Source organism: Streptomyces broussonetiae (assembly GCF_009796285.1).
GTDB classification, from domain to species: domain Bacteria; phylum Actinomycetota; class Actinomycetes; order Streptomycetales; family Streptomycetaceae; genus Streptomyces; species Streptomyces broussonetiae.
Genome location: NZ_CP047020.1, coordinates 8,345,254 through 8,371,121, shown reverse-complemented (window position 1 = coordinate 8,371,121; position 25,868 = coordinate 8,345,254). Strand labels below are relative to the sequence as shown.

The 25,868-nt window shown below is 73.7% G+C and carries 20 protein-coding genes and 3 pseudogenes; 14 read left to right on the top strand and 9 right to left on the bottom strand.

The features are described from left to right. The first annotated feature begins 186 nt into the window (after positions 1 to 186). The 5 genes from GQF42_RS38250 to GQF42_RS38230 all read left to right on the top strand — a co-directional run bounded on the left by GQF42_RS38250 (position 187) and on the right by GQF42_RS38230 (position 7,306). Positions 187 to 2,406 (top strand): NADP-dependent isocitrate dehydrogenase, encoded by a 2,220-nt coding sequence (locus tag GQF42_RS38250; RefSeq protein WP_158927644.1) that lies wholly within the window; start codon positions 187 to 189, stop codon positions 2,404 to 2,406. Positions 2,407 to 2,606: 200 nt separating this feature from the next. Next, positions 2,607 to 3,923 (top strand): bifunctional o-acetylhomoserine/o-acetylserine sulfhydrylase, encoded by a 1,317-nt coding sequence (locus GQF42_RS38245; protein ID WP_158927642.1) that lies wholly within the window; start codon positions 2,607 to 2,609, stop codon positions 3,921 to 3,923. Then, entirely contained in the window at positions 3,924 to 5,063 is a 1,140-nt protein-coding gene (gene metX / locus GQF42_RS38240; protein WP_158927640.1) for a homoserine O-acetyltransferase MetX, read from the top strand. It abuts the gene before it with no gap. A gap of 69 nt (positions 5,064 to 5,132) precedes the next feature. Then, the gene (locus GQF42_RS38235) at positions 5,133 to 5,912 is read left to right on the top strand and encodes an N-formylglutamate amidohydrolase (RefSeq protein ID WP_158927638.1); all 780 of its coding nucleotides are present in this window, start codon (positions 5,133 to 5,135) and stop codon (positions 5,910 to 5,912) included. 176 nt (positions 5,913 to 6,088) lie between these two features. After that, complete coding sequence (locus tag GQF42_RS38230; RefSeq protein ID WP_158927636.1) at positions 6,089 to 7,306, top strand: cytochrome P450; 1,218 nt, start codon at positions 6,089 to 6,091, stop codon at positions 7,304 to 7,306. A 24-nt stretch (positions 7,307 to 7,330) separates the two neighbouring features. Here the strand turns inward: GQF42_RS38230 and GQF42_RS38225 are convergent, their stop codons facing one another. From GQF42_RS38225 to GQF42_RS38215, 3 genes are read right to left on the bottom strand one after another with little or no spacing between them, the layout of a single operon-like run. Continuing rightward, the gene (locus GQF42_RS38225) at positions 7,331 to 7,849 is read right to left on the bottom strand and encodes a hypothetical protein (protein ID WP_233273626.1); all 519 of its coding nucleotides are present in this window, start codon (positions 7,847 to 7,849) and stop codon (positions 7,331 to 7,333) included. Further along, positions 7,846 to 8,484 carry an RNA polymerase sigma factor gene (locus GQF42_RS38220; RefSeq protein ID WP_199272939.1) on the bottom strand — a complete coding sequence of 213 codons (639 nt, stop codon included), beginning with the start codon at positions 8,482 to 8,484 and terminating at the stop codon, positions 7,846 to 7,848. Before GQF42_RS38220 ends, GQF42_RS38225 begins: the two co-directional genes overlap by 4 nt. Continuing rightward, positions 8,481 to 9,911, bottom strand: a complete 1,431-nt coding sequence (locus GQF42_RS38215) for a S8 family peptidase (RefSeq protein WP_158927632.1) — start codon at positions 9,909 to 9,911, stop codon at positions 8,481 to 8,483. The genes GQF42_RS38220 and GQF42_RS38215 overlap by 4 nt, the downstream gene beginning before the upstream one ends. A gap of 77 nt (positions 9,912 to 9,988) precedes the next feature. Here GQF42_RS38215 and GQF42_RS38210 point away from each other — a divergent pair, with 77 nt between their 5' ends. Then, a complete protein-coding gene (locus GQF42_RS38210) occupies positions 9,989 to 12,601 on the top strand; it encodes a CHAT domain-containing protein (RefSeq protein WP_158927630.1) in 2,613 nt (870 codons plus the stop codon). Between the two features lie 6 nt (positions 12,602 to 12,607). On the opposite strand, the gene GQF42_RS38205 is transcribed toward GQF42_RS38210, so the two are convergent. Then, a complete protein-coding gene (locus GQF42_RS38205; protein ID WP_158927628.1) occupies positions 12,608 to 14,326 on the bottom strand; it encodes a LuxR family transcriptional regulator AbsR2 in 1,719 nt (572 codons plus the stop codon). A gap of 95 nt (positions 14,327 to 14,421) precedes the next feature. Between GQF42_RS38205 and absR1 the strand changes: the two genes are divergently transcribed. Then, entirely contained in the window at positions 14,422 to 15,507 is a 1,086-nt protein-coding gene (absR1, locus tag GQF42_RS38200; protein ID WP_158927626.1) for a beta-glucuronidase AbsR1, read from the top strand. Between the two features lie 195 nt (positions 15,508 to 15,702). Here the strand turns inward: absR1 and GQF42_RS38195 are convergent. The 5 genes and pseudogenes from GQF42_RS38195 to GQF42_RS47045 all read right to left on the bottom strand — a co-directional run. Next, a pseudogene (locus GQF42_RS38195) lies at positions 15,703 to 16,530 on the bottom strand (LLM class flavin-dependent oxidoreductase); the annotation flags it as partial. Continuing rightward, positions 16,527 to 16,866 (bottom strand): annotated as a pseudogene (locus GQF42_RS38190) (ABC transporter substrate-binding protein); the annotation flags it as partial. The pseudogenes GQF42_RS38195 and GQF42_RS38190, both read right to left, overlap by 4 nt. Before the next feature lie 230 nt (positions 16,867 to 17,096). Further along, positions 17,097 to 17,252 (bottom strand): annotated as a pseudogene (locus GQF42_RS38185) (amino acid ABC transporter permease); the annotation flags it as partial. Between the two features lie 18 nt (positions 17,253 to 17,270). After that, on the bottom strand, positions 17,271 to 18,155 hold the full coding sequence (locus GQF42_RS38180; RefSeq protein WP_158927624.1) for a glutathione S-transferase C-terminal domain-containing protein: 885 nt from the start codon (positions 18,153 to 18,155) through the stop codon (positions 17,271 to 17,273). Positions 18,156 to 18,231: 76 nt separating this feature from the next. Beyond that, positions 18,232 to 18,354 (bottom strand): putative leader peptide, encoded by a 123-nt coding sequence (locus GQF42_RS47045; protein WP_267906159.1) that lies wholly within the window; start codon positions 18,352 to 18,354, stop codon positions 18,232 to 18,234. 173 nt (positions 18,355 to 18,527) lie between these two features. On the opposite strand from GQF42_RS47045, the gene GQF42_RS38175 reads away from it, so the two are divergent. The 7 genes from GQF42_RS38175 (at position 18,528) to GQF42_RS38145 (ending at position 25,782) form a co-directional block, all read left to right on the top strand. Further along, complete coding sequence (locus GQF42_RS38175; RefSeq protein WP_158927622.1) at positions 18,528 to 19,688, top strand: NAD(P)/FAD-dependent oxidoreductase; 1,161 nt, start codon at positions 18,528 to 18,530, stop codon at positions 19,686 to 19,688. A 34-nt stretch (positions 19,689 to 19,722) separates the two neighbouring features. Continuing rightward, a complete protein-coding gene (locus tag GQF42_RS38170; RefSeq protein ID WP_158927620.1) occupies positions 19,723 to 20,040 on the top strand; it encodes a (2Fe-2S)-binding protein in 318 nt (105 codons plus the stop codon). Continuing rightward, positions 20,037 to 21,440 carry an FAD/NAD(P)-dependent oxidoreductase gene (locus GQF42_RS38165; protein WP_158927618.1) on the top strand — a complete coding sequence of 468 codons (1,404 nt, stop codon included), beginning with the start codon at positions 20,037 to 20,039 and terminating at the stop codon, positions 21,438 to 21,440. Before GQF42_RS38170 ends, GQF42_RS38165 begins: the two co-directional genes overlap by 4 nt. Before the next feature lie 31 nt (positions 21,441 to 21,471). Beyond that, entirely contained in the window at positions 21,472 to 22,368 is an 897-nt protein-coding gene (locus tag GQF42_RS38160) for a dihydrodipicolinate synthase family protein (RefSeq protein ID WP_158927616.1), read from the top strand. A gap of 23 nt (positions 22,369 to 22,391) precedes the next feature. Next, a complete protein-coding gene (locus GQF42_RS38155; protein ID WP_158927614.1) occupies positions 22,392 to 23,393 on the top strand; it encodes a proline racemase family protein in 1,002 nt (333 codons plus the stop codon). Positions 23,394 to 23,415: 22 nt separating this feature from the next. Next, positions 23,416 to 24,111 carry a GntR family transcriptional regulator gene (locus GQF42_RS38150; protein WP_233273625.1) on the top strand — a complete coding sequence of 232 codons (696 nt, stop codon included), beginning with the start codon at positions 23,416 to 23,418 and terminating at the stop codon, positions 24,109 to 24,111. A 222-nt stretch (positions 24,112 to 24,333) separates the two neighbouring features. Further along, on the top strand, positions 24,334 to 25,782 hold the full coding sequence (locus GQF42_RS38145; RefSeq protein ID WP_158927610.1) for an amino acid permease: 1,449 nt from the start codon (positions 24,334 to 24,336) through the stop codon (positions 25,780 to 25,782). Positions 25,783 to 25,868 lie beyond the last annotated feature (86 nt).

Below are 25,868 nucleotides of genomic sequence, written 5' to 3'. Positions count from 1 at the left end.
CTGCCGGCCCTGGCCGGGTCGGCCAACCCGGACGAGGCAGGGTGGACGGACGGTGGTCCCGGCGGTGCGCACCGTGATGAACCGCGATACGGCACGGACGGCGCATGGGTGACCCCTGTCGAGTCGACTCCGATCACGAGATATCTTGATGTCGAGCAATGTTGCAGACGTGGAGCGGAGCACCCGGTGACTGACTCGACCATCATCTACACCTACACAGACGAGGCCCCGGCCCTGGCGACGCATTCGTTCCTGCCGGTGATCCAGGCGTACGCCTCGCAGGCCGGTGTGCCGGTCACGACGCGCGACATCTCGCTGGCCGGACGCATCATCGCCCACTTCCCGGAGTACCTGAACGAGGACCAGCGCATCCCCGACGCGCTGGCCGAGCTGGGCGAGCTGGCCAAGACCCCCGCGGCCAACATCGTCAAGCTGCCGAACATCTCGGCGTCCATCCCGCAGCTGAAGGCCGCCGTCGCCGAGCTGCAGGGCAAGGGCTACGCGCTGCCGGACTACCCGGACGACCCCAAGACCGACGAGGAGCGCGAGATCCGCGCCCGCTACGACAAGATCAAGGGCTCCGCCGTCAACCCGGTGCTGCGTGAGGGCAACTCCGACCGCCGCGCCCCGGCCTCGGTGAAGAACTACGCCAAGACCCACCCGCACCGCATGGGCGCCTGGACCGGCGAGTCCAAGACCAATGTGGCGACGATGGGCGAGAACGACTTCCGCTCCACCGAGAAGTCGGTCGTCATCGCCGAGGACGGCGCCCTCAAGATCGAGCTGGTCGCCGCCGACGGCACCACGACCGTGCTGCGCGAGTCGGTGCCGGTGCTCAAGGACGAGGTCGTCGACGCCTCCGTCCTGCACGTCGCGGAGCTGGAGACGTTCCTCGCCGCGCAGGTCGCCCGCGCCAAGGCCGAGGGCGTGCTGTTCTCCGTGCACCTGAAGGCCACGATGATGAAGGTCTCCGACCCGATCATCTTCGGTCACGTGGTGCGCGCCTTCTTCCCGAAGACGTTCGCGAAGTACGGCGAGACGCTCAAGGCCGCGGGTCTCAGCCCGAACGACGGCCTCGGCGGCATCCTCAAGGGCCTGGAGAACCTGCCCGAGGGCGCCGAGATCAAGGCCTCCTTCGACGCCGAGCTGACCGACGGCCCGGCCCTGGCCATGGTCGACTCGGACAAGGGCATCACCAACCTGCACGTCCCCTCGGACGTCATCGTCGACGCCTCCATGCCGGCGATGATCCGCACCTCCGGCCACATGTGGGGCCCGGACGGCCAGGAGGCCGACACCCTCGCCGTCATCCCGGACTCCTCCTACGCCGGTGTCTACCAGGCCGTCATCGAGGACTGCCGGGCGAACGGCGCCTACGACCCGTCCACCATGGGCTCGGTGCCGAACGTCGGCCTGATGGCGCAGAAGGCCGAGGAGTACGGCTCCCACGACAAGACCTTCGAGATCGCGACCGCCGGCACGGTCCGGGTGACCGACGCGGCCGGCAACGTCCTGATCGAGCAGCCGGTCGCCGAGGGCGACATCTTCCGCGCCTGCCAGACCAAGGACGCCCCGATCCGCGACTGGGTCAAGCTGGCCGTCACCCGCGCCCGCGCCACCGGCGACCCGGCCGTCTTCTGGCTGGACGAGGGCCGCGCGCACGACGCCAACCTGATCGCCAGGGTCCGGCAGTACCTGCCGGAGCACGACACCGAGGGCCTGGACATCAGGATCCTCGCCCCGGTCGACGCCACCAAGCTGTCGGTGGAGCGCATCCGCCGCGGCGAGAACACCATCTCGGTGACCGGCAACGTGCTGCGTGACTACCTGACCGACCTGTTCCCGATCCTGGAGCTGGGCACCAGCGCCAAGATGCTGTCGGTCGTCCCGCTGATGGCGGGCGGCGGCCTGTTCGAGACGGGCGCCGGCGGCTCCGCGCCCAAGCACGTCCAGCAGCTGGTCAAGGAGAACTACCTGCGCTGGGACTCCCTGGGTGAGTTCTTCGCCCTGGTGCCGTCCTTCGAGCAGTACGCCGAGGCCACCGGCAACGCCCGTGCCAAGGTCCTCGCCGACACCCTCGACCGCGCCACGGCGAGCTTCCTCAACGAGGACAAGTCCCCGACCCGTCGTGTCGGCGGCATCGACAACCGCGGCAGCCACTTCTACCTGTCCCTGTACTGGGCGCAGGAGCTGGCCCGGCAGACCGACGACGCCGACCTGGCCAAGGTGTTCGCGCCGTTCGCCGAGTCCCTCGCGGCCGACGAGCACAAGATCGTGGACGAGCTGATCGCCGTGCAGGGCTCCCCGGCCGACATCGGCGGCTACTACCAGGTCGACCAGGCCAAGGCGGACGCGGTCATGCGCCCGTCGGCCACCTGGAACGCGGCGCTCGCGTCCCTCGCCTAAGGGCCACGGCGCCTGCGCGCAGGCCCGCTGACTCCGCCCCGGCCGGAACCCCTGGCCGGGGCGGAGTCGTGTCCGGGAACATTGCTGCGACATGTCGTCCATGACGACCTCATGTCACGTCTCATACATGGCTGTTCGGGCGAGTTCGCGCGTGGTTGTCTCGTGCCACGTCCCGCCGTCTCCCACGCCCGAGGAGCTTCATGAGCACACAGCCCACCACCGGCACCCCGGCCTGGTCCTTCGAGACACAGCAGATCCACGCCGGGGCCGCCCCCGACCCGACGACCGGCGCCCGGGCGACGCCGGTGTACCAGACCACCTCGTTCGTCTTCCGCGACACGCAGCACGCGGCCGACCTGTTCTCGCTGGCCGAGCCCGGCAACATCTACACCCGGATCCACAACCCGACCACGGACGTGTTCGAGCAGCGCATCGCCGCGCTGGAGGGCGGCGTGGGAGCGGTCGCGCTCGCCTCGGGGCAGGCGGCCGAGACGCTGGCGATCCTGACGCTGGCCGGGGCCGGGGACCACATCGTCTCCAGCACCTCCCTGTACGGCGGCACCTACAACCTCTTCCGGCACACCCTGCCCCGGTTCGGCATCGAGGTGTCCTTCGTGGACGACCCGGACGACGCCGAGGCCTGGCGGGCCGCGATCCGGCCGACCACCAAGGCACTGTTCGCCGAGTCGTTCGGCAACCCGCGCGGCAACGTCCTGGACGTGCAGGCGGTCGCCGACGTGGCCCATGCGGCCGGGGTCCCGCTGATCGTGGACAACACCGTGCCGACGCCGTACCTGCTGCGGCCCCTCGAGCACGGCGCGGACATCGTGGTGCACTCGGCGACCAAGTTCCTCGGCGGGCACGGCACGGCGATCGCCGGTGTCGTGGTGGACGGCGGCAGCTTCGACTTCGGCGCGCACGCCGACCGCTTCCCGGGCTTCACCGAACCCGACCCGAGCTATCACGGGCTGCGCTACTGGCCGGCGCTCGGCCCTGGCGCGTTCGCCGTGAAGCTGCGGGTACAGCTGCTGCGCGACCTCGGCCCGGCGCTCTCCCCGCACTCGGCGTTCCTGCTGCTCCAGGGCGTGGAGACGCTGAGCCTGCGCCTGGAGCGGCACACCGCCAACGCGCAGGCACTCGCGCAGTGGCTGGAACAGCGCGACGAGGTCTCCGTCGTCCACTATCCGGGCCTGGAGTCCAGCAAGTGGTACAAGGCGGGGCAGCGGTACCTGCCGCGCGGGGCCGGTGCCGTGCTCTCCTTCGAGCTGCGTGGCGGGGTCGGGGCGGGCCGGCGGTTCGTGGACGCCGTCGAGCTGTTCAGCCATCTCGCCAACATCGGTGACGTACGCAGTCTGATCATCCACCCGGCGTCCACCACGCACAGCCAGCTCACCGAGGAGGAGCTGGCGGCGACCGGCACCGCGCCGGGCCTGGTCCGGCTGTCGGTCGGCATCGAGAACCTGGCCGACCTCAAGGCGGACCTGGAGGCCGGCTTCCGCGCGGCCAAGGACGCGTAGGTGAGCACCGTTCCAGCCACGGAGCGTGTGCCGGTGACCGGGGCCTGGCGGGAGGGCGACCCGCCGGGCCGGCGGCAGTGGTGGACGGCGGACAGCCCCCTGCCCCTCGATGCGGGCGGTGAACTGCCCGGTGTGCGACTGGCGTTCGAGACCTGGGGGCGGCTCGCGCCGGACGCGTCCAACGCGGTGCTGGTGCTGCACGCGCTGACCGGCGACAGCCATGCCGCCGGTCCCGCGGGGCCGGGGCATCCGTCGCCCGGCTGGTGGGACGAACTGGTGGGCCCCGGGCGCGCACTGGACACCGACCGGTGGTTCGTGGTGGCACCCAACGTGCTGGGCGGCTGCCAGGGCAGCACGGGCCCGGCCGCCCCGCACCCGGACGGCCGCGGGGCCTGGGGCGGCGCCTTCCCCTTCCTCACCCAGCGCGACCAGGTCGCGGCGGAGGCCGGGCTCGCGGACGCCCTGGGCATCGCGCGCTGGGCGCTGGTCGTCGGGGGCTCGATGGGCGGGATGCGGGCCGTGGAGTGGGCGGTGTCGTACCCGGAGCGGGCCGGGGCGCTGCTGCTGCTCGCCACCACGGCGGCGGCGAGCGCGGAGCAGATCGCCTGGGCCGGTATCCAGCTGCACGCCATCCGCGCCGACCCGCACTGGCAGGGCGGCACCTATCACGGCACCGGCCGGGGACCGGTCGTGGGGCTGGGCCTGGCCCGCCGTCTCGCCCAGGTCACCTACCGCAGCGAGCCGGAGCTGACCGCCCGCTTCGGCCGGTCCCCGCAGGACGCCGAGGACCCCTGGCGCAGCGGCCGCTACCAGGTGGAGTCGTACCTGGACCATCACGCGGCGAAACTGGTCAGCCGGTTCGACGCGGGCAGCTACGTCGTCCTGACCGAGGCGATGAACGCCCATGACGCCGGCCGCGGCCGGGGCGGGCTCCGGGCCGCTCTCGCCCGGGTCGGCGCACCCACCCTGGTGGCCGGTGTCGACTCCGACCGCCTCTACCCCCTTGCCCAGCAGCGGGAGCTGGCCGCGCTGATCCCGGGCGCCGACCGGGTGCGGGTGGTGCACTCGCCGTACGGGCACGACGGGTTCCTGATCGAGACGGAACAAGTAGGTCTGCTGATGAGGGAGTTGCTGGGCTGACGCGGGGCGGCTGCGGACGGTGTGGCACCGTGATCCGCGACACCGTCACCCCACCGTCCGGAGCCGCCCGTGTCCGCCTTCGAACTGCTCCCCGGCGACCCCGCCTCGCCCGTCCTGCTGCACGTGCCGCACGCGGCGCGGGAGATTCCCGAGAACGTGCGCCCCGCCATCGTGCTGGACGACCGCGCCCTGGCGGCCGAGCTGGACCACATCACGGATGCGCACACCGCCGAACTGGCCGCGCTGGCGGCTGAGTTGGCCACCACGACCCCCTGGCGGTTCGTGAACCGGCTGTCCCGGCTGGTCGTGGACCCGGAGCGGTTCCCGGACGAGCGGGAGGAGATGGCGGCCGTCGGCATGGGCGCCGTGTACACGCGGACCACGCACCTGGGCGAACTGCGGCCACCGGACACCGATCCCGAGCCTCTGCTGGAGCGGTACTTCCGGCCGTATGCGCGGGCCATGACCGAGGCGGTGGCGGACCGGCTGGCCGCCGCCGGCCGGGCCGTGATCATCGACGTGCACTCCTACCCGAGCGCCCCGCTGCCCTACGAACTGCACGCCGCCGGGCCGCGCCCGCCGGTCTGCCTGGGCACGGACCCCTTCCACACCCCGCCGTGGCTGACCGCCGCGGCCCGCGAGGCCTTCGCGCCCTGCGGCGCGACGGGCCTGGACAGCCCCTTCGCCGGGACGTACGTGCCACTGGAGTTCTACGGCACCGACGCCCGGGTCGGCGCCCTGATGGTGGAGATCCGGCGGGACACCTATATGGCGGAGCCGGGCGGGCCGACCGGCCCCGGGCTGGACCGGCTGGCGGACGCGCTGGCCGGACTCGTGAACGCGGTCTGAGACGCCCCCGCAAGGGGCGCGGGGCCGTGGCGCCATGCGGCTGCGCGGGCTCCGTCCGGCCACAACGGCGCAGCACGGGCACGGCGCCCCGGCGCGGCAGCCCCACGGGCCCGGCCGCCCTCCACATGGCGCACTCCCGCAGGACAGCCAGAGGCCCCCGTACCAGGGTGGAGGGCATGACCGAGGAGACCACGCTCACCGGCCAGGCACCGCCGCCCGTGCGGGACTGGTCCACGCCCGACCTGGACGGGACGGAGTTCGACCCGGTCCTCGCCGGCCTCATGCGCGAGGGTCCGCTGACCCGGATCCGGCTGCCGTTCGGCGAGGGCTGGGCGTGGCTGGCGACCCGCCACGACGACGTGAAGCTGATCACCAACGACCCGCGGTTCAGCCGCACCGAGGTGACACACCGTCAAGTCACCCGGATGGCACCGAACTTCGCGCCCCGCCCGGGCTCTCTCGCCTGGGCCGACCAGCCGGATCACAACCGGCTGCGCAAGCCGGTCGCGGGCGCCTTCACGGTGAGCGCCATGAAACGGCTGCGGCCCCGCGCCCAGGCGCTCCTGGACGCGCTGGTGGACGGCGTCGTGCAGGACGGGCCGCCCGCCGACCTGGTCGAGCGGGTGCTGGAGCCGTTCCCGCTCTGCGTCGTCAGCGAGGTGATGGGCGTGCCCGCCGCCGACCGGGGGCAGGTGCACGCATGGACGCGGGAGATCATCTCCACCAACGGGGTCGAGGCCGCCGGCCGGGCCAAGGACGGGCTGTACGGGTGGATCACCCAGGCCGTCCGGGCCCGGGCCGCGAGCCCGGCCGAGGACGTCTACTCGATGCTCGGCACGGCCGTGGCCCGCGGGGAGATCCGCGAGGAGGAGGCCGTGGGGCTCGCCGGGCCGCTGCAGATCGGCGGCGAGGCCGTCACCCACAACTGCGGGCAGATGCTGTACCTCCTGCTGACCCGGCCGGAGCTGATGGAACGGATGCGGGCGCGTCCCGAGGCACGCGGTCCGGTGCTGGACGAGCTGTTCCGGTGGATCCCGCACCGCAGCTCGGTGGGGCTCGCCCGGATCGCGCTGGAGGACGTGGAGATCGCCGGCCACCGGATCGCGGCGGGCGAGCCGGTCTACGTCTCCTACCTCGCCGCCAACCGCGACCCGGCCGTCTTCCCCGACCCGGACCGCATCGACCCCGACCGCGATCCCAACCCGCACGTGGCGTTCGGCAACGGCCCGCACTTCTGCACCGGAACGGTGCTGGCCCGGCTGCAGACCGAGCTGCTGATCGACACTCTCCTGGACCGGCTGCCCGGGCTGCGCCTCGCCGTGCCGCCGGAGCAGGTGCTCTGGCGGCACAGGACGATGATCCGCGGCCCCCGGACGCTGCCCGTGACCTGGTGACCACGGGCGGCTCGCCGAACGGCCTCAGGCCCGCAGCCACTCGGTGACGATGACCTCCGCGCCGGTCCGCAGCCTCAGGGCGAACGGGCCGGCCGGCGGTGTGTCACTGGCGAAGCGGCCGAGGGGGTCGACCGTGACCGGGCGGGCCGTCTGCGGGCCGCCGAGCACCTCGATACGCGCCGACGCGGGCGGCAGCACCTGGCCGATCAGCCCGTCCTCGGTCACCTCCACGTCGACGGTCACCTCGCCCGCCCGGAACGTCAGCATCCGCGGCGGGTCCGTGACGCCCCGCACCGGCAGCGCGTCCACGAGCGAGTCGAAGGCCAGCTCCGCGATCTCGGCGTCCAGGTCGTGCAACGCGAAGGCCTCGAGCGCCAGTTGGCGCAAGGCGTCGGGGACCGGGTCCAGAACGGCGGCCGCCTGCCGCAGCTCCTCCTCCAGCAGCAGGTCCCCGAACGCGCCGTCGCCCGCGTCCTCGTGGGGCAGGCCGCCCTCGTCGTCCGTGCCCTGCGGGGGCACACCGTTGCCGTCACTGCCACTCATGCCGCACCTCGTGCGTCCATCCGGGCCCGCAGCCGGCGCAGGCAGCGCTGCCGCAGGGGTCCGATGCTGCCGACCGCGATACCGAGCGCGGCCGAGATCTCCACATAGCTGGGCTGCGGGGAGGCGACCAGCACACGCAGCAGTTGCCGGCAGCGCTCGCCCATCCCCTCCAGCTCCTGCCACAGGCGGCGGACCCGCTCGGCACGGTCCGCCTCCTCCTCGGAGTCGATCAGCGACTCCTCTGGCGTCCGGGCGTCGCTGGCCCGGTCGAGCACCTGCGGGTCGTCCGTCAGGGTCAGCCGGGCCAGGCTCTTGAGTACCTTCAGGCACTCGTTGCGGGCCGTGCTGGCCAGCCAGGCCCCCGCCTTGTCGGGTTCGCGGATCCGCCCCAGATGCTGGGCGAAGCGGAACCACACGGTCTGATAGACCTCGTGTGCGTCGGCGTCCGAGAGCCGGTGTGCGCGCACCACCGACCACACCAGCGGACTCATCCCTTCCACGAGCGCCTTCCAGGCCGCGGCGTCCCCGTCGACGGCGGACTGGACCAACGCCCCGACCTCTGTACGGTCCACGGCTCCACCCCTCGTGTACGGCTCGTCATCGTACGCCGTGGAGCGGAGCGTCCCGGACCTCATACGGGCACGGCCGCGTCTACGGCCGACGCCGGGCGCCAGGTGGGCGGCCGGAGCACCGTGACGCGTGCCCCGCGCACCTCGGTGGTGTCCGTGGCCGACGCCAGCAGCAGGTCGCGGGCGGCCCGCGGGTCGCGCTCCTGCTGCGCCGTCATGTGCGCGGCGACGAGGCCCGCGACGACCGGCGTGGCGAAGGAGGTGCCGCTCCACTGGGCGAGCCCGTCGAACATCACCTGGTGCGGCTTGGCGCCGGTGCTCTCCCGGCCCTCGCTCAGCACACCGGTGTGGCGGGGGAGCTGACAGGTGCAGGTGTAGTCGAAACCGAACCGGCAGGTGTCGTAGGTGGAGTGCTGGTAGACGTACGGCACGGGTGTGTCGAAACCGGTGAGGGCGCTGGTGAGCCGCTCACCCGGGGCGAAGACCCGTACCCAGGGGCCGTGGTTGCTGAAGCAGGCCTCGCTCTCGCCGTCCGCGCTGAGCGCGCCCACCGACACGACGCTGCCCTCGTACTCGGGCAGGGCGGCGTAGGCGGCGGGCCAGAACGGCGCGTTGCTGGAGTTGTTGCCGGCCGCGGCCACCAGCAGGGTGCGCTGCTCGCGCAGTTCCCGCATGAACGCGTCCAGGCCGATGAGGCCGTCGGTGCCCTCGGTGGTGGTGCCGGCGGAGAGGCTGATGATGTCGGGCCAGCCGCCCTCGTCGACCGCTTCGAAGAGCCGGGCGCCGAACTCGGACTCCAGGATCGCGCCCGCGTCGCTCATGGTGTTGCGGACGGTCACCTCGGTGTTCGGCGCGACCGCCGCGAGGATCCCGGCGATGAACGTGCCGTGTCCGGCGTACTGGCGCAGTGCCCCGTCGGCGTCGGTCTCTGCCGGCTGGGTGTCGCCCGTGGTGTGCGCGAGCAGCGGGTAGCCGCCGTGGTCGTGCACCAGGCCGGTGTCGACCACGAGGACCCGGGCGGCGGTTGCCGCGTCGTAACGGCCCTCGGCGGCGGCCGGGTTGGCCGGCCGGCCGCGCGGCACGGGCACCGGCTCGTCGCTCGGGCAGGCGTTGACCGCGATGTGCACCAGGTGGTTGCGGCCGACCAGCCGGCGGCCCTGGCGGCCCTCGGCATCGCGCAGGGCGCGCAGGGCGTGCGGGACGGAGTCGGTGCCCTCGGCGGGGTCGCCGATCCGGATACGGGTCACGCCGGTGCGGTTGGCCTGCGGTCCTTCCCGGCGCACATGGTCGGGCACCAGGCCTGCGGTCGCGGTGAAGTGGGCGCGCACGGTGTCCTCGACGACCCTGGCCTCCTCGCCGTCCCGGGCCAGGACGACTCCCTTCTCGTACAGGAAGTGGGCGGCGCCGTCGTCGTACGGGCCCATCGCCAGGGCGATGTCCGGCATCGCGCGCTGGATGTGGTCGAACTGCTCATGGAAACGCTGTGGTGCCATGATGTCTCCTCCCCCGCAAAGACGGTGTTCGACAGTGAGAGTCGTGGGGCCACCGTCTGATACATCAGGCCACTACCATGCGAGACGTGACAGCGGGAAGCGAAACAGTTTCCGAACTGCTGCCCTTGGTCTTCGCCGACCCGGGCGCGGCCCGGGCGCGCGCGGAACAGGTGCTGCAGGCCGCTCCGCCACCGCTCAACGCCAGCGTCGCCCACCAGGTTCTCGGCATCTGGCAGCGGGACTTCGGCGATCTGCGGATCGCGCTCGGGCATCTGCGCCGGGCCCGGGACCTGGCCGCGCGCGCCGAGTCGGCCGACCGGGAGGCCGACGTGCTCGCGACACTCGGGGTCGCACTGGTGCATGCGGGGCGCACGCGGCAGGGGCTCACCTCCTTCGAGCGCGGGGTCGCGCGGGGCAGCGGCCACACCCGGGCCAGGGTGCTGTACCGGCGGGCGTACGTGTGGTGGGTGCTGGGCCACCACCGGGAGGCGCTGGAGGACGTACGGCGGGCCCTGCCGGTGCTGCGGCAGGTCGGCGACGACATCTGGACCGCACGGGCGCTGACCCTGCGGGCCACCGTGCATCTGGCGCTCGGCGCGGTGGACCGGGCGGACGCCGACTTCACGGCGGCCGAGCGGCTGTGGGACACCACCGGCCAGGAGCACGACAAGGCCGACGCGGTGGAGAGCCGGGGGCTGGCCGCGTTCCGCTCCGGGGACATCCCGGCGGCGCTGCGGCTGCTGGACGAGGCCGAGGAGCGCTACGCCAAGCTCGGCACCCCGACGTACATGCTGTCCATCCGGCGCTGCGAGGTGCTGATGGCGGCCGGACTGGCCCCGGAGGCGCTGGCCGAGGCGGACACGACGATCGCGTTCCTGGACCGGATCGGCGGGCAGTCCACCCGCAAGGCCGAGGTGCTGCTGGCCGCCGCGCGCGCCGCCTGCTCGGCCGGGGACCCGCACACCGCCGTCGCCCGCGCCGCCGTGGCCGTACGGCTGTTCGCGGCGCAGCGACGGATGTGGTGGGAGACGCATGCCCGGCTGGTGCTGACGGAGGCCCGGGTGGCGGCCGGGCGCCGGTCGGGGCGGCTGGTCGCGGACGCGGCGGCGGTCGCCGAGAAGCTGGCCTCCTTCGGTTCGCCCGCCGCCCCGGACGCCTCGCTGCTCGCGGGCCGGATCGCGCTGGCGCTGGGCTGGACGGCGGACGCGGAACGGCATCTGGCGGTCGCCGCGCGCAGCCGGTACGGCGGCCCGCCGCAGGCAAGGGTGACGGGATGGGCGGCGCAGGCGCTCAGGGCCCGCGCCGCCGGGTCCCGGCGCGGGGTGCTGGAGGCGTGCCGGCGCGGCCTGGATGTACTGGACGACCACCGGATGACGCTCGGCGCCTCGGAGCTGCGGGCCCGCACGACCGCGCAGGGGGCCGAACTGGCGGCGCTCGCCCAGGAGGTGGGCCTCGCCCAGGGCAGTCCGCGGCGGCTGCTGGAGTGGAGCGAGCGCTGGCGGTCGACCGTGCTGTCCGCGCCGCCCACCCGGCCGCCCGCCGACCCGGCGCTGCTGAGCGGTCTGACCGCCTACCGGGAGATAGCGGCGCGTGCGGAGGAGGCCCGGATGGAGGGCCGTCCGGTGCCCGCTCTGGAGCGCGAACGGCGGCGTCTGGAGCGGGAGATCCGCTCCCGCACCCATCACATCCGCGGTGCCGCGCCACACGGCGGGGACCGCTTCGACACGGTCCGGCTGCTGGACCGGCTCGGCGACGCCCGCCTGGTCGAACTCGCCGTCGTGGACGGGCGGGTGCACGTGCTGCTGTGCGGACAGGGCCGGGTGCGGCGGTTCGCGGGCGGCCCGCTGACGGAGGCGATGGCCGAGGCCGAGTACGTCCAGGCGGGCCTGCGGCGGCTCGCCCACCCCGGCGCCGAGGCACGGCTGCCGCTGGTGGAGGCGGGCGGGCGGCGACTGCAGGAGCTGCTGCTGGGCGGGGCCGCGCAGCATCTTGGCGCCGGTCCCGTGGTGATCGTGCCGCCGGGCGCCCTGCACCGCGTGCCGTGGGCGCTGCTGCCCGCGCTGCGCGAGCGGGTGCTCAGCGTCTCCCCGTCGGCGGGCAGTTGGCTGCGCGCTCGCGAGACCGAGCCGCCGCCGGGCGGCCGGCACGTCCTGGTGCGCGGCCCCGGCCTCGCCACCGGCGGCGCCGAGGTGCCGGAACTGACGGGCCGGTACGGCACGGCGACGGTCCTGGAGGGGGACGACGCCCAGGTCCCCCGGGTCCTGGAGCACCTCGACGGCGCGGCCCTCGCCCATCTCGCGGCGCACGGCACGTTTCGCGCGGACAGCCCGCTGTTCAGCAGTCTGCGGATGGCCGACGGCCCGCTGATCGTGCACGACTTCGAGCGCCTGGCCCGCAGCCCGTACCGGATCATCCTCTCCAGCTGCGACACGGCCCGCCTCGCCTCGGTCGGCGCCGACGAACTCCTCGGCCTGGTCACGGCGTTGCTCCCGCTGGGCACGGCCGGGGTGGTGGCGAGCAGCGCCCCGGTCAACGACGCGGCGGTGGTCCCCCTGATGCTGGCCCTGCACAAGGGCCTCGATGCGGGCCTGTCGCTCGCCGAGGCCCTGCGCGACGCCCGCAGCGCCCTGCCGGGCGACCCGGTCCACCAGGCGACGGGGTGGGCGTTCGCGGCGTTCGGGGCGGCCTGAGCGCTGCTATGCCGACGCGCACTGCGGCAACTCCACCAACCAGGGCAACGCCCCTCGGTCCCCGGTTCCGAGCCGTGTGTAGGCGCTGTACAGATGGTTGCCGACGGTCCGCACGGACAGCGTGAGCCGTTCGGCGATCTCCCGGTTGCTCAGCCCCGCCGCCGCGAGGGTCACGATCTGGCGCTGCCGGGCGGTCAGTTCACCGAGGACGAGACCTGCCAGCACCGGTGTGCGCGCTCCCTGGCAGCGGCGCGCGAGGGCAACCGCGCGGGTGCGTGAGCGCCGGGCGGCACGCGGATCCCGGTGGGCCCGTACGGCCTGCGCGTGCGCCTCGGCGGCGAAGAGCAGGAACCCCCGCTCCCGCAGTTCCTCGGCGGCACGGTCCAGTCCGCCGCCGTCCCCGAGCGTCAGCGCTTCGGCGTGCTGCGCGAACACACTGCCCGCGGGCAGCTCCCGCACGGACCGCCCGGGCTCCCCCAGACGTACGGAGTCGTACCGCGCGTAGACGTCGTCCCCTTCATTCAACTCCCCGTCGGCCAGCCTCAGTTCCGTACGGCAGCCACTGTCCCCCGGTGCGCTGCGCAGCCCCTCGCGGGCCCAGGCGGCGGCGTCGCGCAGCTCGCCCCGCAGCCGGGCGAACCGGGCCCGCACGGCGGCGTATCCGGCCGGGACCCGGGCTCCCTCCGCCACCACCCACTCCCCCACCGGAGTGGGCACCGCCCGGACGTCGAGCCGCTCGATCGCCCCTACCAGGGCTCGCTGTTCGCTCTCGAGGTCCGGTCCGACATCGCGAGGGGCACGCGTCAGCCGGCGGGCGCGCAGCCGGCCGGCCCCGGCGCGCAGGGCGGGGCCGTGCAGCGGGTCGGCGAGGGCGACGGCACCGCCTTGGTCGTCGACGTGGATCAGACCGTCCGTCTCCAGACGCTCCAGGACGTCCAGGTCCAGGTCGTCGAGCGGCAGCGGCAACGGCTCCGCGAACGCAAGGCGTTCCAGCGTCTCCCGCTCGGCGACGGCGGATCGTTCGAGCACCGGGGCGAGCCGCTCGCGCACGGCCGGGGTGAGCGGCAGCGCGCCGCGCCAGGCCCGCTCGCCGGTGCCCGCAACGGGCGTCAGCCGGCCGTCCACGCAGAGCGTGGTCACCAGGTCGCGCAGCAGCCGCAGGTCGCCCCGGCACACGGCGTACAGACGGCGCACGGTGAGCGTTTCCAGGCCGGTCGCGGTGAGCAGCTGCGCCACGTCCTCGAACGGCAGTGGCGCCAGGGCAAGTCGGGGCAGCAGTTCCCCGGTCCACAGCCGGGACACCGCGCCCGGTGCGGGCACACCGTCCACCGCGGCCACGACGAGCCGGGTGCGGCCGTGCACGGCGAGCTGGTGGACGAGGGCGGCGGAGGCCTCGTCCAGCAGGTGGGCGTCGTCCACGACGAGGAGCCGTACCCCGGACAGGATCTGGACCGCGCGCTGCGGCGAGACACCGTCGGGCAGCAGGTGTGCGAAGGCGGCGAAGGGCAGGTCACGGGCCTCGGGTGTGCCGGTCACCCGGGCATGGTCGGTGCCCCGGACCGCCTCCGCGATCAACCGGGTCTTGCCGTGGCCGGCCGGGCCGGTCACCACGATGCCGTGCCGCCCGGCGGCCCACGCCCCGCGGACCAGCTCGAGTTCCTCGTCCCGGCCGGTGAACGGCCAGGGCGGCACCGGTGTCGTCGCGTCCTGTTCGTAAGTCCTCACACCAACCAGAGCCCGCGTACTCAGGTTTGATACAGGGCGACTTGAGTAGCCCCCGACTCAGGTGCCCGGTGGTGGCGTTCGGGCACGCTGTCCGCATGACCCGACGCCTCTGCTCGCTACCGCGGCAGCCGGCCCCGTGCTTCGCCCCGGGGCTGACGGCCGAGCGGCTGGGCGCGCTGCTCGCCGGGCGGCGGATGTGGGTCAACGGCACGGTCCTGCACTACTACTTCTACGACGACGTCTGTGCCGCCTCGGTGATCCCGGTCCCCGGGACCGGGGAGCTGCGCCGGGTGCCGTGGGCCGGCGGCGAGGCGCAGCGGGACGCGGTACGCGCCTGCTTCCGCGAGTGGCAGGGGCTCGGCATCGGTGTCACGTTCGCCGAGGTCGGCGACCGGCACGAGGCGGAGCTGCGGATCGGGTTCCAGACCGGCGGCGGCTCCTGGTCGGCGGTGGGCCGGGAGGCGCTGTCGGTCGGCCGGGGCGAACGCACCATGAACCTGGGCTGGGATGTGACCTGGCCCGGGGAGCATGCGACGGTCCTGCACGTGATCGGGCACGCACTCGGCATGGCGCACGAGCACCAGAGCCCGTACGCCGGGCTCCACTGGGACGACGAGGCCGTGTACGCCGAGCTGGCGGGCCCGCCGAACTTCTGGAACCGGGAGACGACGGACACGAACGTCCTGCACACGCTCGAGGCCGGCGAGGCCAGCGGTTCGGTGTGGGATCCGCACTCGATCATGACGTTCCCGTTCGGGCCGGGGCTGGTGCTGGAGCCGGAGCAGTACCGCGGGGGGCTGCGTCCGTCCGGTGCCCCGTCCCCGGCGGACAAGGAGTTCGTGCTCCGCTGGTATCCGCCGGCCGACCCGGCCGCTCCGGCCGCGCTCGTGCCGTTCCGTTCGGCGCCGCTCGGGCTCGGTCCGGGCGAGCAGGCCGACTTCACCGTCGAGCCGCCGGAGACCCGCGACTACACCGTGGGCACCTTCGGCGACGCCGACACCGTGCTCGTGGTCTTCGAGGAGCGCGACGGGGAACCGCGTTTCCTCGCGGGCCACGACGACGGCGGCGCGCCGGACAACGCCGCCGTCCGGGTACGGCTCGTCAAGGGCCGCCGCTATGTCGTCCGGGTCCGGCTGTACTCGACGTGGGGATCGGGAGAGACAGCGGTCATGTGCTGGTGACGGCACACGGACCAGGGCGACCAAAGTCCGGCACCGGGGGAGCGGTCGCGGACGTCACCTACGGGGGAGGTGACGTCCGCGACCACGCCGACGTCCACGTGCGAACACGGCACGAACGCCCGGTGGCCGAGGCGCCGTCCGGGCTGGAACCAGTGAGCCAGGACCGTCCCGGCTGGAACGAGTGAGCCCGGGGCGTCAGCGGCCCGCCGGTTCCGCCTCCGGTCCGGGGCCGGTTTGCGTTGCGGGCCGCACCGGGGCCCAGGGGAACGGCGGGTCCGGTATCTCCGTGCGCAGTACGGGGGCGACCGCCGACTGGAACAGTTCCAGGGAGTCCCGGTGCTGGACGCCGGTGAGGCCGCCGGCCTCCGCGTGCACATGCAGGACCGTGTGCCCGAGCTGCTCGTGGTAGCGGTGCACCTTGTCGATGACCTGCTGGGGACTGCCGATCAAAGCCGAGCTGCGCGCCACGAAGTCCTCCAGGGTCTCGAAGACCACGGGCAGTGCGGACCTGCGCTGGAACGCCAGGTTGCGCTCGAAGACCGGCCGGTAGGCCTCCAGCGCCTCCTGGGAGGTGCGCGCCACGTACAGCCCGGCGGAGCCCGCGCCGATCGCGAGGTCCGCCGGATGCCGGCCGTGGTGCGTCCAGCGCTCGCGGCAGTGACGGACCAGCTCGGCGTACGGCTCCACGGGGTGGGTCACGTTCGCCGAGAACAGCGGGTCGCCGTGGCGGGCGGCGAGGTCCACGGACCACCTGCTGGTGGCGCTGCCGTGCCAGACCCGGACGGGACGCTGGTACGGCCGCGGCCAGACCTCGGCGTCCTTCAGCGGCGGCCGGAAGCGGGTGTCGGCGGTGACCCGGTCCTGCCGCCACAGCTGCCGGAACACCTCGTAGCTCTCGGTGTTGCGGTCCCACTGGTCCTCGGGCGTGACCTGGAACAGCTCCCGCTGGGCAGTGCCGTTGCCCTTGCCTGTGATCAGGTCCAGGCGGCCGTCGGCGAGGTGGTCCAGGGTCGCGTAGTTTCGGAGCCGGTGAGGGTCCGCTGGTCGCTGCCCACGTACGCCAGCGGCGGGAATCCGGCCGGGAGGGCTCCCTCGCCGATGACGAGCCTGCCGCTCTTGCGGAGCGATGGGGGCAGTTCGGCGCTGATGGACTTCACCTCGGACACCTTGACGGTGGTCTGCCGGGCGGCGCCGTTGGAGACCTGTCCGACGACGATCTCACCGGGCCTGGCGGGTGACGGGGGAGGTGGCCGCGTCGCTGTCACCACCGCAGGCGGCGAGCCCGGTGGCGAGGGTGGCGACCGCGATCGCCGCGGTGATGCCGCGGGTCAGTCCGCGTCGGGAAAGGTGGCTGGGCATGGCTGTCCTTGTCGTTCGGTGGTGGTGGCGGTCGGCGGGAGGCCGTCGGGGGGAGGGCGTCGAGGGGAGGCCGTCGGCTGGACGTCGTGGGAGGAGGTGGTCGGAGTCGGTGGTCGGGGTCGGACGCACGCTCAGGTCGATGCCGTCCAGCACGCGATGGGTGCCGTACCGCTGGTGGACGTTGTGCACCTCCAGGGCGGCCGGGGCGCTGTGCGGGGTGCCGGTGGCGGTCATACGGCGGCCTCCCTGCGCAGCCGGGCCCGCACTCCGGTGAGGGCCGCCCGCGCCTTCTGCAGCGGGGTCGGCGACAGCGCGCGGGGGGCACCGCGGGCGAAGTACCGCTCGACGTAGAACTGGACGACGGACACGGCACTGGTGAGGATCAGACGTACCCGGTGCGCGCGTCACCTGCGGGAAGCGTCCTCGGTGTCGGCGGCGCGGCCCGCCCAGTCCAGGATCTGGACGGCGGCCCCGGCGGCCTCCAGGCCCTGGCAACGGCCGTGGTGGCGGCGGGAGATGCCCTCGAGGTCGAGGTGCCGGCCGAAGGCGGGGCGTGCGGCCAGCCGGCCGGCGTAGACCCACAGAGCGCGGTGGGCGGCGATGCGGTGCACGGCGGAGGCGTCGAGGTGGCAGCGGTGGACCATGTCCAACTGCACCAGGGTCACCCACAGTTCGACGTCGGCGGCGGTGAGCCGGTCGTCGACCAGGTATTCCTCTTCCGTGAGCCGGCTCTCCAGCCGGCCCAGGGTGTCGAACAGCGCGTCGAGGGCCGCGGCCCGCTCGACCGGCCCGGTGCCGGCCCGTCCGGCGCACTGCGCGGCCTCCTCGATGGCGTCACACATGGCCTCGACGGCCTCGATCACGGACTCCTGGCCGCTCGGGTAGAGTGCCGCGCCGCCCTCGTGCGGGAAGCGGTCGAGGTCGCGCAGGATGTCGCGGGCCTCGGTGCTGACGATGCGTCCGGACCAGTCGTCGCTGAGCACCGGGGCAAGGGCCGGGCCGGTGTAGTGGTGCGCGCTCGCCTCGTACAGCGGGCGCAGCGCCGCGTGGCCGCCGCCGGGACAGTCCGGGACGGCGGGCAGCACGGTGACCGGACAGCCGGCGTCCAGGCCGAGGAGGCTGTGCCCGACGGCGAGGCGCAGCCCGTCGGGACAGGCGGTCGACAGATGCAGCCGGTAGCGGTGGGGCACGGCGTAGTGGCCGCTGCGCGCGTCCTGGCCGATCCGGCCCCGGAAGACGGGGCAGGCCCGGTGGACGGACGGGACGGCGGCGAGTGAGGTGATGGACATGCGTCTCCCCGGGTGGTGGGCGTGCGTCAGGGGCGCGCCGACGGAGGTCGTCGGCCGGCGGGCGCGCGGGCCCGGCTCAGCGGTGCAGGCTGATCGCGCTGCAGACGCGCTGGAGGTCGATGTGCAGGCGGGAGGTGAGCAGGGGTGCGCGCAACGGTGTACGGCCCGTTCGGCCGGTGACCGTTTCGAGGCGCCGCATGGTTCCCTACCTGTTCACTAGGATTCCCTCCCTGGAGTGTCGATCCGGTGCCGGGCGACGTCAAGAGGGTGTCCACGCCCGGGACTCCGGCCGGGCGGCAGTGGAGGGCACGAGGGAGGGCCGAGGGTGTCCGAGGTCTCCTCAGAAAGTGCGCCATGTGACATAGTACTGACGTGGCGAAGCGACTGACCTGCGATGTCGTGGTCGTCGGAGCCGGGATGGTGGGTGCGGCCTGCGCGCTGTACGCCACGCGGACCGGCCTCGATGTGCGGGTGGTGGACCGGGGACCGGTGGCCGGCGGCACCACCGGCGCGGGCGAGGGCAACCTGCTCGTATCCGACAAGGAACCGGGCCCCGAACTCGAACTCGCCCTGCTGTCGGCCCGGTTGTGGGACGACCTGGCGGGCGAGCTGGGCGCGGCCGTCGAGTACGAACCCAAGGGCGGCCTGGTGGTCGCCTCGACGCCCGGCGCACTGGCCGCGCTCACACGGTTCGCGGCCGGGCAGCGCGAGGCCGGGGTCGTGGCCGATCCGGTGGATGCGGCCGGACTTCCCGAATTCGAGCCCCACTTGGCACCCGGGATGGCGGGCGGGGTGCACTATCCACAGGACGCCCAGGTCATGCCCGCGCTGGCCGCCGCGCACCTGCTGCGCGCCTCGGGCGCCCGGCTGCACACGGACCGGACCGTGACCGGGGTGGTGCGCACGGCGGACGGCGCGGTGGCCGGGGTCCGCACAGACCGGGGCGAGGTGCACGCACGGGCGGTGGTGAACGCGGCCGGCACCTGGGGCGGCGACCTCGCCGCGCTCGCGGGTGTCCGGCTGCCGGTACTCCCCCGGCGCGGCTTCGTCCTGGTCACCGAGCCGCTGCCACGGCTGATCCGGCACAAGGTGTACGCGGCGGACTATGTGGCCGACGTCGCGAGCGACTCGCCCTGCCTGCGCACCTCGCCCGTCGTGGAGGGTACGGCCGCGGGCCCCGTGCTCATCGGCGCGAGCCGGGAGCGGGTGGGCTTCGACCGCTCGTTGTCCCTGGCGGCGGTCAGGGCGCTCGCGGCCGGGGCGATCGGCCTGTTCCCGTTCCTGCAGCGGGTCCGCGCGCTGCGCACGTACGCGGGCTTCCGGCCGTATCTGCCCGACCATCTTCCCGCGATCGGCCCCGACCCCCGGGTGCCCGGGCTGTTCCACGCCTGCGGTCACGAGGGCGCCGGCATCGGACTGGCCACCGGCACCGGCCGGTTGATCGCCCAGGCGCTCACCGGACAGCCGCCCGAGCTGGATCTCACCCCGTTCCGCCCGGAACGGTTCGACCCCGACGGAGGCGAAGCAGCGTGAATCCCTGGAGTCGGACCGAGGGAGGCAACACACCGTGAATCCACATGAGTTGGCACGGGCGCGGCCTGGCGAGGCCTTCACCGCCACCTTCGACGGTCGCCCCGTCACGGCGCTGCCCGGGCAGACGGTCGCGGCGGCGCTGTGGGCGGCGGGCGTGAGGGCCTGGCGCAGCACGCGCGGCACGGGACGGCCACGCGGGGTGTTCTGCGGGATCGGGGTGTGCTTCGACTGCCTGGTGACCGTCAACGGCAAGGCCGACCAGCGGGCCTGTCTGGTCCCGGTGCGCCCGGGCGACGAGATCCGCACCCAGGAGGGGACCGGACGGGACGACGGCCGCGGGGCGGGGCGATGACCGGGCGCGCGCATCTCGCCGTCGTCGGAGCGGGCCCGGCGGGCCTCGCCGGGGCGCTGTCCGCGGCCGCCCGGGGCGTCCGGGTCACCCTGATCGACGCGGCCGGCCAGGCGGGCGGGCAGTTCTACCGGCAGCCCGCCCCCGCGCTGGGCGCCCGCCGCCCCGAGGCCCTGCACCACCAGTGGCGCACCTGGCGGCGGCTGGCGGACGGCCTCGCCCGGCACATCGCGGCCGGACGCATCACCCATCTGACAGACCACCATGTCTGGTGTGTGCAGCGGGAGTCGGACTCCTTCACGGTGCACGCGCTGCTCGGTCCCGCACAGGAGCAGGGGGTCACCGTCCGCGCCGACGCGGTGCTGCTGGCCACGGGCGGCTACGAGCGCGTCCTGCCCTTTCCCGGCTGGACGCTTCCCGGAGTCGTCACGGCGGGCGGCGCACAGGCCATGCTCAAGGGTGCTCTGGTGCTGCCCGGCCGGACGGCCGTGGTCGCGGGCACCGGGCCGCTGCTGCTGCCGGTGGCCACCGGGCTCGCCGCGGCGGGGACCCGGGTGGCCGCGCTGGTGGAGTCCGCCGGACCCACGGCCGTACTGCGCCGCGCGCCGGACCTCGCCGCGCACCCCGCCAAGCTCGCCGAAGGCGCCTGGTACGCGGCGCTGTTGCTGCGCCACGGGGTGCGCACGCTGTCCCGGCACACCGTACTGGAGGCGCACGGCACCGACCGGCTGACGGCGGTCACGGTCGCCGCGCTGGACCGCACGGGGCGGATCCGGCCCGGCAGTGGGCGCCGCATCTCCTGCGACACCCTCGCCGTCGGCCATGGCATGCTGCCGCACACCGACCTTGCCGAGGCCCTCGGCTGCACCCTTGCCGGGACGGACGTACGGGTGGACGGCGAGCAGCGCACCGACGTGCGCGGGGTGTGGGCCGCGGGCGAGACCACCGGCATCGGCGGCGCGGCCCTCGCGCTCGCCGAGGGGCACATCGCGGGCCGCTCGGCCGCCGCCCGGCTGCACGGCACCGTCCCCGACCCGCGCGCCTGGGCCGCCGCCGCCCGGGTCAGGACCCGGCTGCGGGCGTTCTTCGCGGCGCTCGAGACGGTGTACGCCCCGCCCGCGGGCTGGGCGGAGCGCATCCCGGACGACACGGTGGTGTGCCGGTGCGAGGAGGTCACCGCCGGCCCTGTCCGTACGGCCGCACGATCGCTCGGCGCCACGGACCTGCGCACCGCGAAACTGCTCACCCGGGCCGGGATGGGCTGGTGTCAGGGCCGGATGTGCGCACCCGCCGTGGCCGCACTGACCGGCTGCCCGCTCACCGCGGGACGCCGGCCCTTCGCCCGCCCGGTACCGCTCGGCGTGCTGGCGAACCTGCCGGACGACGACACAGCCGAACAGTGACATGTCACACCGCATTGATTGGGGACCGTTCATGACCCACCCGGAGAACCGCCCCTGGCGCGGCGTCCTCGTCGCCACCGCGCTCCCCCTGCGCGACGACCTCTCGGTCGACCACGACCGCTACGCCGAGCACTGCGCCTGGCTGGTGGCGAACGGCTGCGACGGCGTCGTGCCCAACGGCTCGCTCGGCGAGTACCAGGTACTCACCCCCGAGGAGCGCGCCCGAGTGGTGGAGACGGCCGTGGCGGCGGTCGGCGGCGCGCGAGTGATGCCGGGCGTCGCCGCGTACGGCTCCGCCGAGGCCCGCCGGTGGGCCGAGCAGGCGGGCGCGGCGGGCTGCGCCTCGGTGATGCTGCTGCCCCCCAACGCCTACCGTGCCGACGACCGCTCGGTCCTCGCCCACTATGCGGAGGTCGCGAGGTCGGGCCTGCCGGTGGTGGCGTACAACAACCCGATCGACACCAAGGTCGACCTGGTGCCCGAACTCCTCGCCCGACTGCACGGCGAGGGGCACATCCATGGCGTCAAGGAGTTCTCGGGCGATGTCCGCCGCGCGTACCGCATCGCCGAACTCGCCCCTGACCTGGACCTGTTGACCGGCGCCGACGACGTCCTGCTGGAGCTGACCGTGGCGGGCGCCAAGGGCTGGGTGGCCGGCTACCCCAACGCGCTGCCCCGTGCCTCGGTGCAGCTGTACCGCGCCGCGGTGGCCGGCGACCTCGCCACGGCCCTGCCCCTGTACCGGCAGTTGCACCCGCTGCTGCGCTGGGACTCACGGGTGGAGTTCGTGCAGGCCATCAAACTGTCCATGGACGTCGTAGGCCGGTACGGCGGCCCGGTGCGCCCGCCGCGGGTGCCACTGCTCCCCGAGCAGGAGGCCGCGGTCCGTGCGGCCACCGAGAAGGCCGTCGCAGCAGGGCTCGTCTGACGTTCGAGAGGGAGGCCGGAGCGTTGCGCAGCACACTCGTCCTGCACGCCGTGGACTCGCACACCGAGGGCATGCCGACCCGCGTGATCACCGGCGGGATCGGCACCGTACCGGGTGCGACGATGAACGAGCGGCGGCTGTACTTCCGTGAACACCGCGACCACATCAAGCAGTTGCTGATGAACGAGCCGCGCGGCCACTCCGCGATGAGCGGCGCGGTCCTGCAGCCGCCGAGCCGCCCCGACTGCGACTGGGGCGTGATCTACATCGAGGTGTCGGGCTATCTGCCGATGTGCGGGCACGGCACCATCGGGGTGGCCACCGTGCTGGTCGAGACCGGCATGGTGGAGGTCGTGGAGCCGGTGACCACCATCCGGCTGGACACGCCGGCGGGGCTGGTGGTGGCCGAGGTGGCGGTGGACAACGGCGCCGCGCGGCATGTGACCCTGAGGAACGTGCCGTCGTTCGCCGTCGCGCTCGACCGCGCGATCACACTGCCCGGCGGACGTACGGTCACCTACGACCTGGCCTATGGCGGCAACTTCTACGCGATCCTCCCGCTGGACGCCTTCGGTCTCCCCTTCGACCGCGCCCGCAAGGACGACATCCTCGCGGCCGGCCTCACGCTGATGGAGGCGATCAACTCCGAGGCGGAGCCGGTGCATCCGGAAGATCCGTCGATCCGCGGCTGCCACCACGTGCACCTGTACGCGCCCGGTGCCACCGCCCGGCACTCGCGGCACGCGATGGTCATCCACCCGGGCTGGTTCGACCGCTCCCCGTGCGGCACGGGTACCAGCGCGCGCATGGCGCAGCTGTACGCGCGCGGCGAACTGCCGTTGCACACCGAGTTCGTGAACGAGTCCTTCATCGGCACCCGGTTCACCGGACGGCTGCTCGGTGAGAGCAAGGTCGCCGAAGTCCCGGCGGTGCTGCCGAGCTTCACCGGTCGCGCGTGGATCACCGGCACCGCCCAGTACCTGCTGGACCCCACCGATCCGTTCCCGGAGGGATTCGTCCTCTAGACTCCCGCCGGTGATGCGTGACATGGCACAGAACACCTCGGACGGGGACCTGCCGGCGCTGCCCCGGCTCGGCGGCCGGCGCAGCAGCTACCGTGAGCGGGTCGCCGACGCGCTGCGCGCCGCGCTGATCGCGGGCGAGCTGCGCCCCGGCGAGGTCTACTCCGCCCCGTCCCTCGCCGCCCGCTTCGGTGTCTCGGCGACACCGGTGCGGGAGGCGATGCTGGACCTGGCCAAGGAGGGCCTGGTCGACACCGTGCCCAACAAGGGCTTCCGGGTCACCGCCGTCTCCGACCAGCAGCTGGACGAGTACACGCACATCCGTGCCCTCATCGAGATCCCCACCGTCGCCGGGCTGGCCCGCACCGCCGACCGTGTCTCGCTGGAGGCGTTGCGCCCGGCGGCCCGGGAGATCGTCACCGCGGCGGTGGCGGGCGACCTGATCGCCTATGTCGAGGCCGACACCCGCTTCCACCTCGGCCTGCTGGCCCTGGCCGGCAACGCCCACCTGGTCGAGGTGATCGCCGACCTGCGCGGGCGCTCCCGCCTCTACGGCCTGACCGCGCTGGTGCGCGCGGGCCGCCTGCTCGCCTCCGCCCAGGAACACCTCGAACTCCTCGACGCCCTGCTGGAGCGGGACGAACAGGCCGTGCACGAGATCATGACCCGGCACCTGGGCCATGTCCGCAGCCTGTGGGCGGGCGGAGAGGAACGCGGCTGACCGGGAGGACGGACACCGCCCTCACGCACCCGGCCGTCCCACGCACGAGAGGCACCACAGGACATATCGCGGCACGGACGTCCCGCGAACGCACTTTTTACGAGGTCAGCCCCGCTGAGCCGCACGAGATCCGGCGATTTTGTGGAGGGCGGCGACTTCCCCGACCATGACTGACGTCCCGGCGATCCCGGGACATCTGTGTGATTGGAGAGGCGGACCCCCATGGACAGCCCCGGAACCGCCCCGCAACCGGCTCCGGCCCCCTCGGAGACCCTCGCGGCACCCGACCAGGTCACTCACGGCCAGGTCACTGACGACCAGGTCCCTCACGACAACCCGGACGTGACGGACTCGACCGGCACCAGCAGGCATGCCCGGCAGTTCGGCCTGCCCGTCGCCACCGCGCTGGTCATGGGCAACATCATCGGCGGCGGCATCTTCACGCTGCCCGCCTCCATCGCCCCCTTCGGCACGGTCAGCCTGGTCGCCTTCGCCGTGCTGACCGTCGCCGCCATCGCCCTGGCCCTGGTCTTCGGCCGGCTCGCCGCACGCGATCCCCGCACCGGCGGCCCGTACGTCTACGCCCGCGAGGCGTTCGGCGACTTCGCCGGCTTCCTGGCCGCCTGGTCGTACTGGATCACCGGCTGGGTGTCGAACGCCGCGCTGGCCGTGGCCGCGGTCGGCTACCTCGACGTGGTGATACCGGTGGGCGGCCACCCCTGGTCCGCGTGCCTGACCGCCCTGGTCCTGCTGTGGCTGCCCGCCGTCGCCAACTTCGCCGGAACCCGGTACGTGGGTGCCGTACAACTCGTCTCCACGGTGCTGAAGTTCGTGCCGCTGCTGCTCGTCGCGGTCGGCGGGCTGTTCTTCTTCGACCCGGCGCGGCTGGGGCCGTTCAACTCGAGCGGTCACGGCCCGGTCGGCGCGGTGTCCGCCTCCGCCGCCCTGCTGCTCTTCTCCTACCTAGGGGTGGAGTCGGCCGCCGTCAGCGCGGGCGAGGTCAAGGACGCCCGCCGCAACGTGGGGCGCGCCAGCGTCATCGGCACCACGGGCGCCGCCCTGGTGTATCTGCTGGGCACCCTGGCCGTCTTCGGCACGGTGCCGCACGACCGTCTGGTGCACTCCACCGCGCCGTTCTCGGACGCCGTGAACGCGATGTTCGGCGGCAGCTGGGGCGGTACGGCCGTGGCGCTGGCGGCGGTGGTGTCGATGACGGGCTGCCTCAACGGCTGGACGCTGCTGAGCGCCCAGACCCCGTACGCCGCGGCCAAGGACGGCCTGTTCCCTGCGGCCTTCGCGCGGCGCCGCCGGGGCGTGCCGACCATCGGCGTCGCCGTCACGGTCGTCCTCGCCTCCCTGCTCACCGCCTACAACTACCTGTCGGGCTCGGGGAAGGTCTTCGAGGTCCTGGTCCTCATCACCACGTTCACCGCGACCGTGCCGTACCTCCTCGCGACGGCCGCCCAGCTCTTCCACCTGATCTCCGGCCGCCGCGAGTCGGTGGACCGCGCCCGGCTCGCCCGGGACCTGGTGATCACCGCGGTGGCGGCCGGTTTCTCCCTGTGGTTGATGGCGGGTGCCGGCTACGCGGCGGTGTACCAGGGCGTGTTGTTCCTGTTCGCCGGGGTCCTGGTGTACGCGGTGATGGTGGCGCGCCGGCAGCAGGCGTGAGAGAAGGCGCGGCAGTGGATTCCCGTGGACCCCGGGCGCGCCGGCACGCACCGCCCGACCGGGAAGTTCTTGGCGAGCGCGGCGGG

What these genes read in the sequence shown, in the direction of transcription:
- GQF42_RS38245 (WP_158927642.1), top strand. Translation starts at nt 2,607, where the DNA reads ATGAGCACACAGCCCACCACCGGCACCCCGGCCTGGTCCTTCGAGACA.
- GQF42_RS38230 (WP_158927636.1), top strand. Translation starts at nt 6,089, where the DNA reads ATGACCGAGGAGACCACGCTCACCGGCCAGGCACCGCCGCCCGTGCGG.
- GQF42_RS38225 (WP_233273626.1), bottom strand. Translation starts at nt 7,849, where the DNA reads ATGAGTGGCAGTGACGGCAACGGTGTGCCCCCGCAGGGCACGGACGAC.
- GQF42_RS38220 (WP_199272939.1), bottom strand. Translation starts at nt 8,484, where the DNA reads ATGAGGTCCGGGACGCTCCGCTCCACGGCGTACGATGACGAGCCGTAC.
- GQF42_RS38215 (WP_158927632.1), bottom strand. Translation starts at nt 9,911, where the DNA reads ATGGCACCACAGCGTTTCCATGAGCAGTTCGACCACATCCAGCGCGCG.
- GQF42_RS38210 (WP_158927630.1), top strand. Translation starts at nt 9,989, where the DNA reads ATGCGAGACGTGACAGCGGGAAGCGAAACAGTTTCCGAACTGCTGCCC.
- absR1 (WP_158927626.1), top strand. Translation starts at nt 14,422, where the DNA reads ATGACCCGACGCCTCTGCTCGCTACCGCGGCAGCCGGCCCCGTGCTTC.
- GQF42_RS38180 (WP_158927624.1), bottom strand. Translation starts at nt 18,155, where the DNA reads ATGTCCATCACCTCACTCGCCGCCGTCCCGTCCGTCCACCGGGCCTGC.
- GQF42_RS47045 (WP_267906159.1), bottom strand. Translation starts at nt 18,354, where the DNA reads ATGCGGCGCCTCGAAACGGTCACCGGCCGAACGGGCCGTACACCGTTG.
- GQF42_RS38165 (WP_158927618.1), top strand. Translation starts at nt 20,037, where the DNA reads ATGACCGGGCGCGCGCATCTCGCCGTCGTCGGAGCGGGCCCGGCGGGC.
- GQF42_RS38160 (WP_158927616.1), top strand. Translation starts at nt 21,472, where the DNA reads ATGACCCACCCGGAGAACCGCCCCTGGCGCGGCGTCCTCGTCGCCACC.
- GQF42_RS38150 (WP_233273625.1), top strand. Translation starts at nt 23,416, where the DNA reads ATGGCACAGAACACCTCGGACGGGGACCTGCCGGCGCTGCCCCGGCTC.
- GQF42_RS38145 (WP_158927610.1), top strand. Translation starts at nt 24,334, where the DNA reads ATGGACAGCCCCGGAACCGCCCCGCAACCGGCTCCGGCCCCCTCGGAG.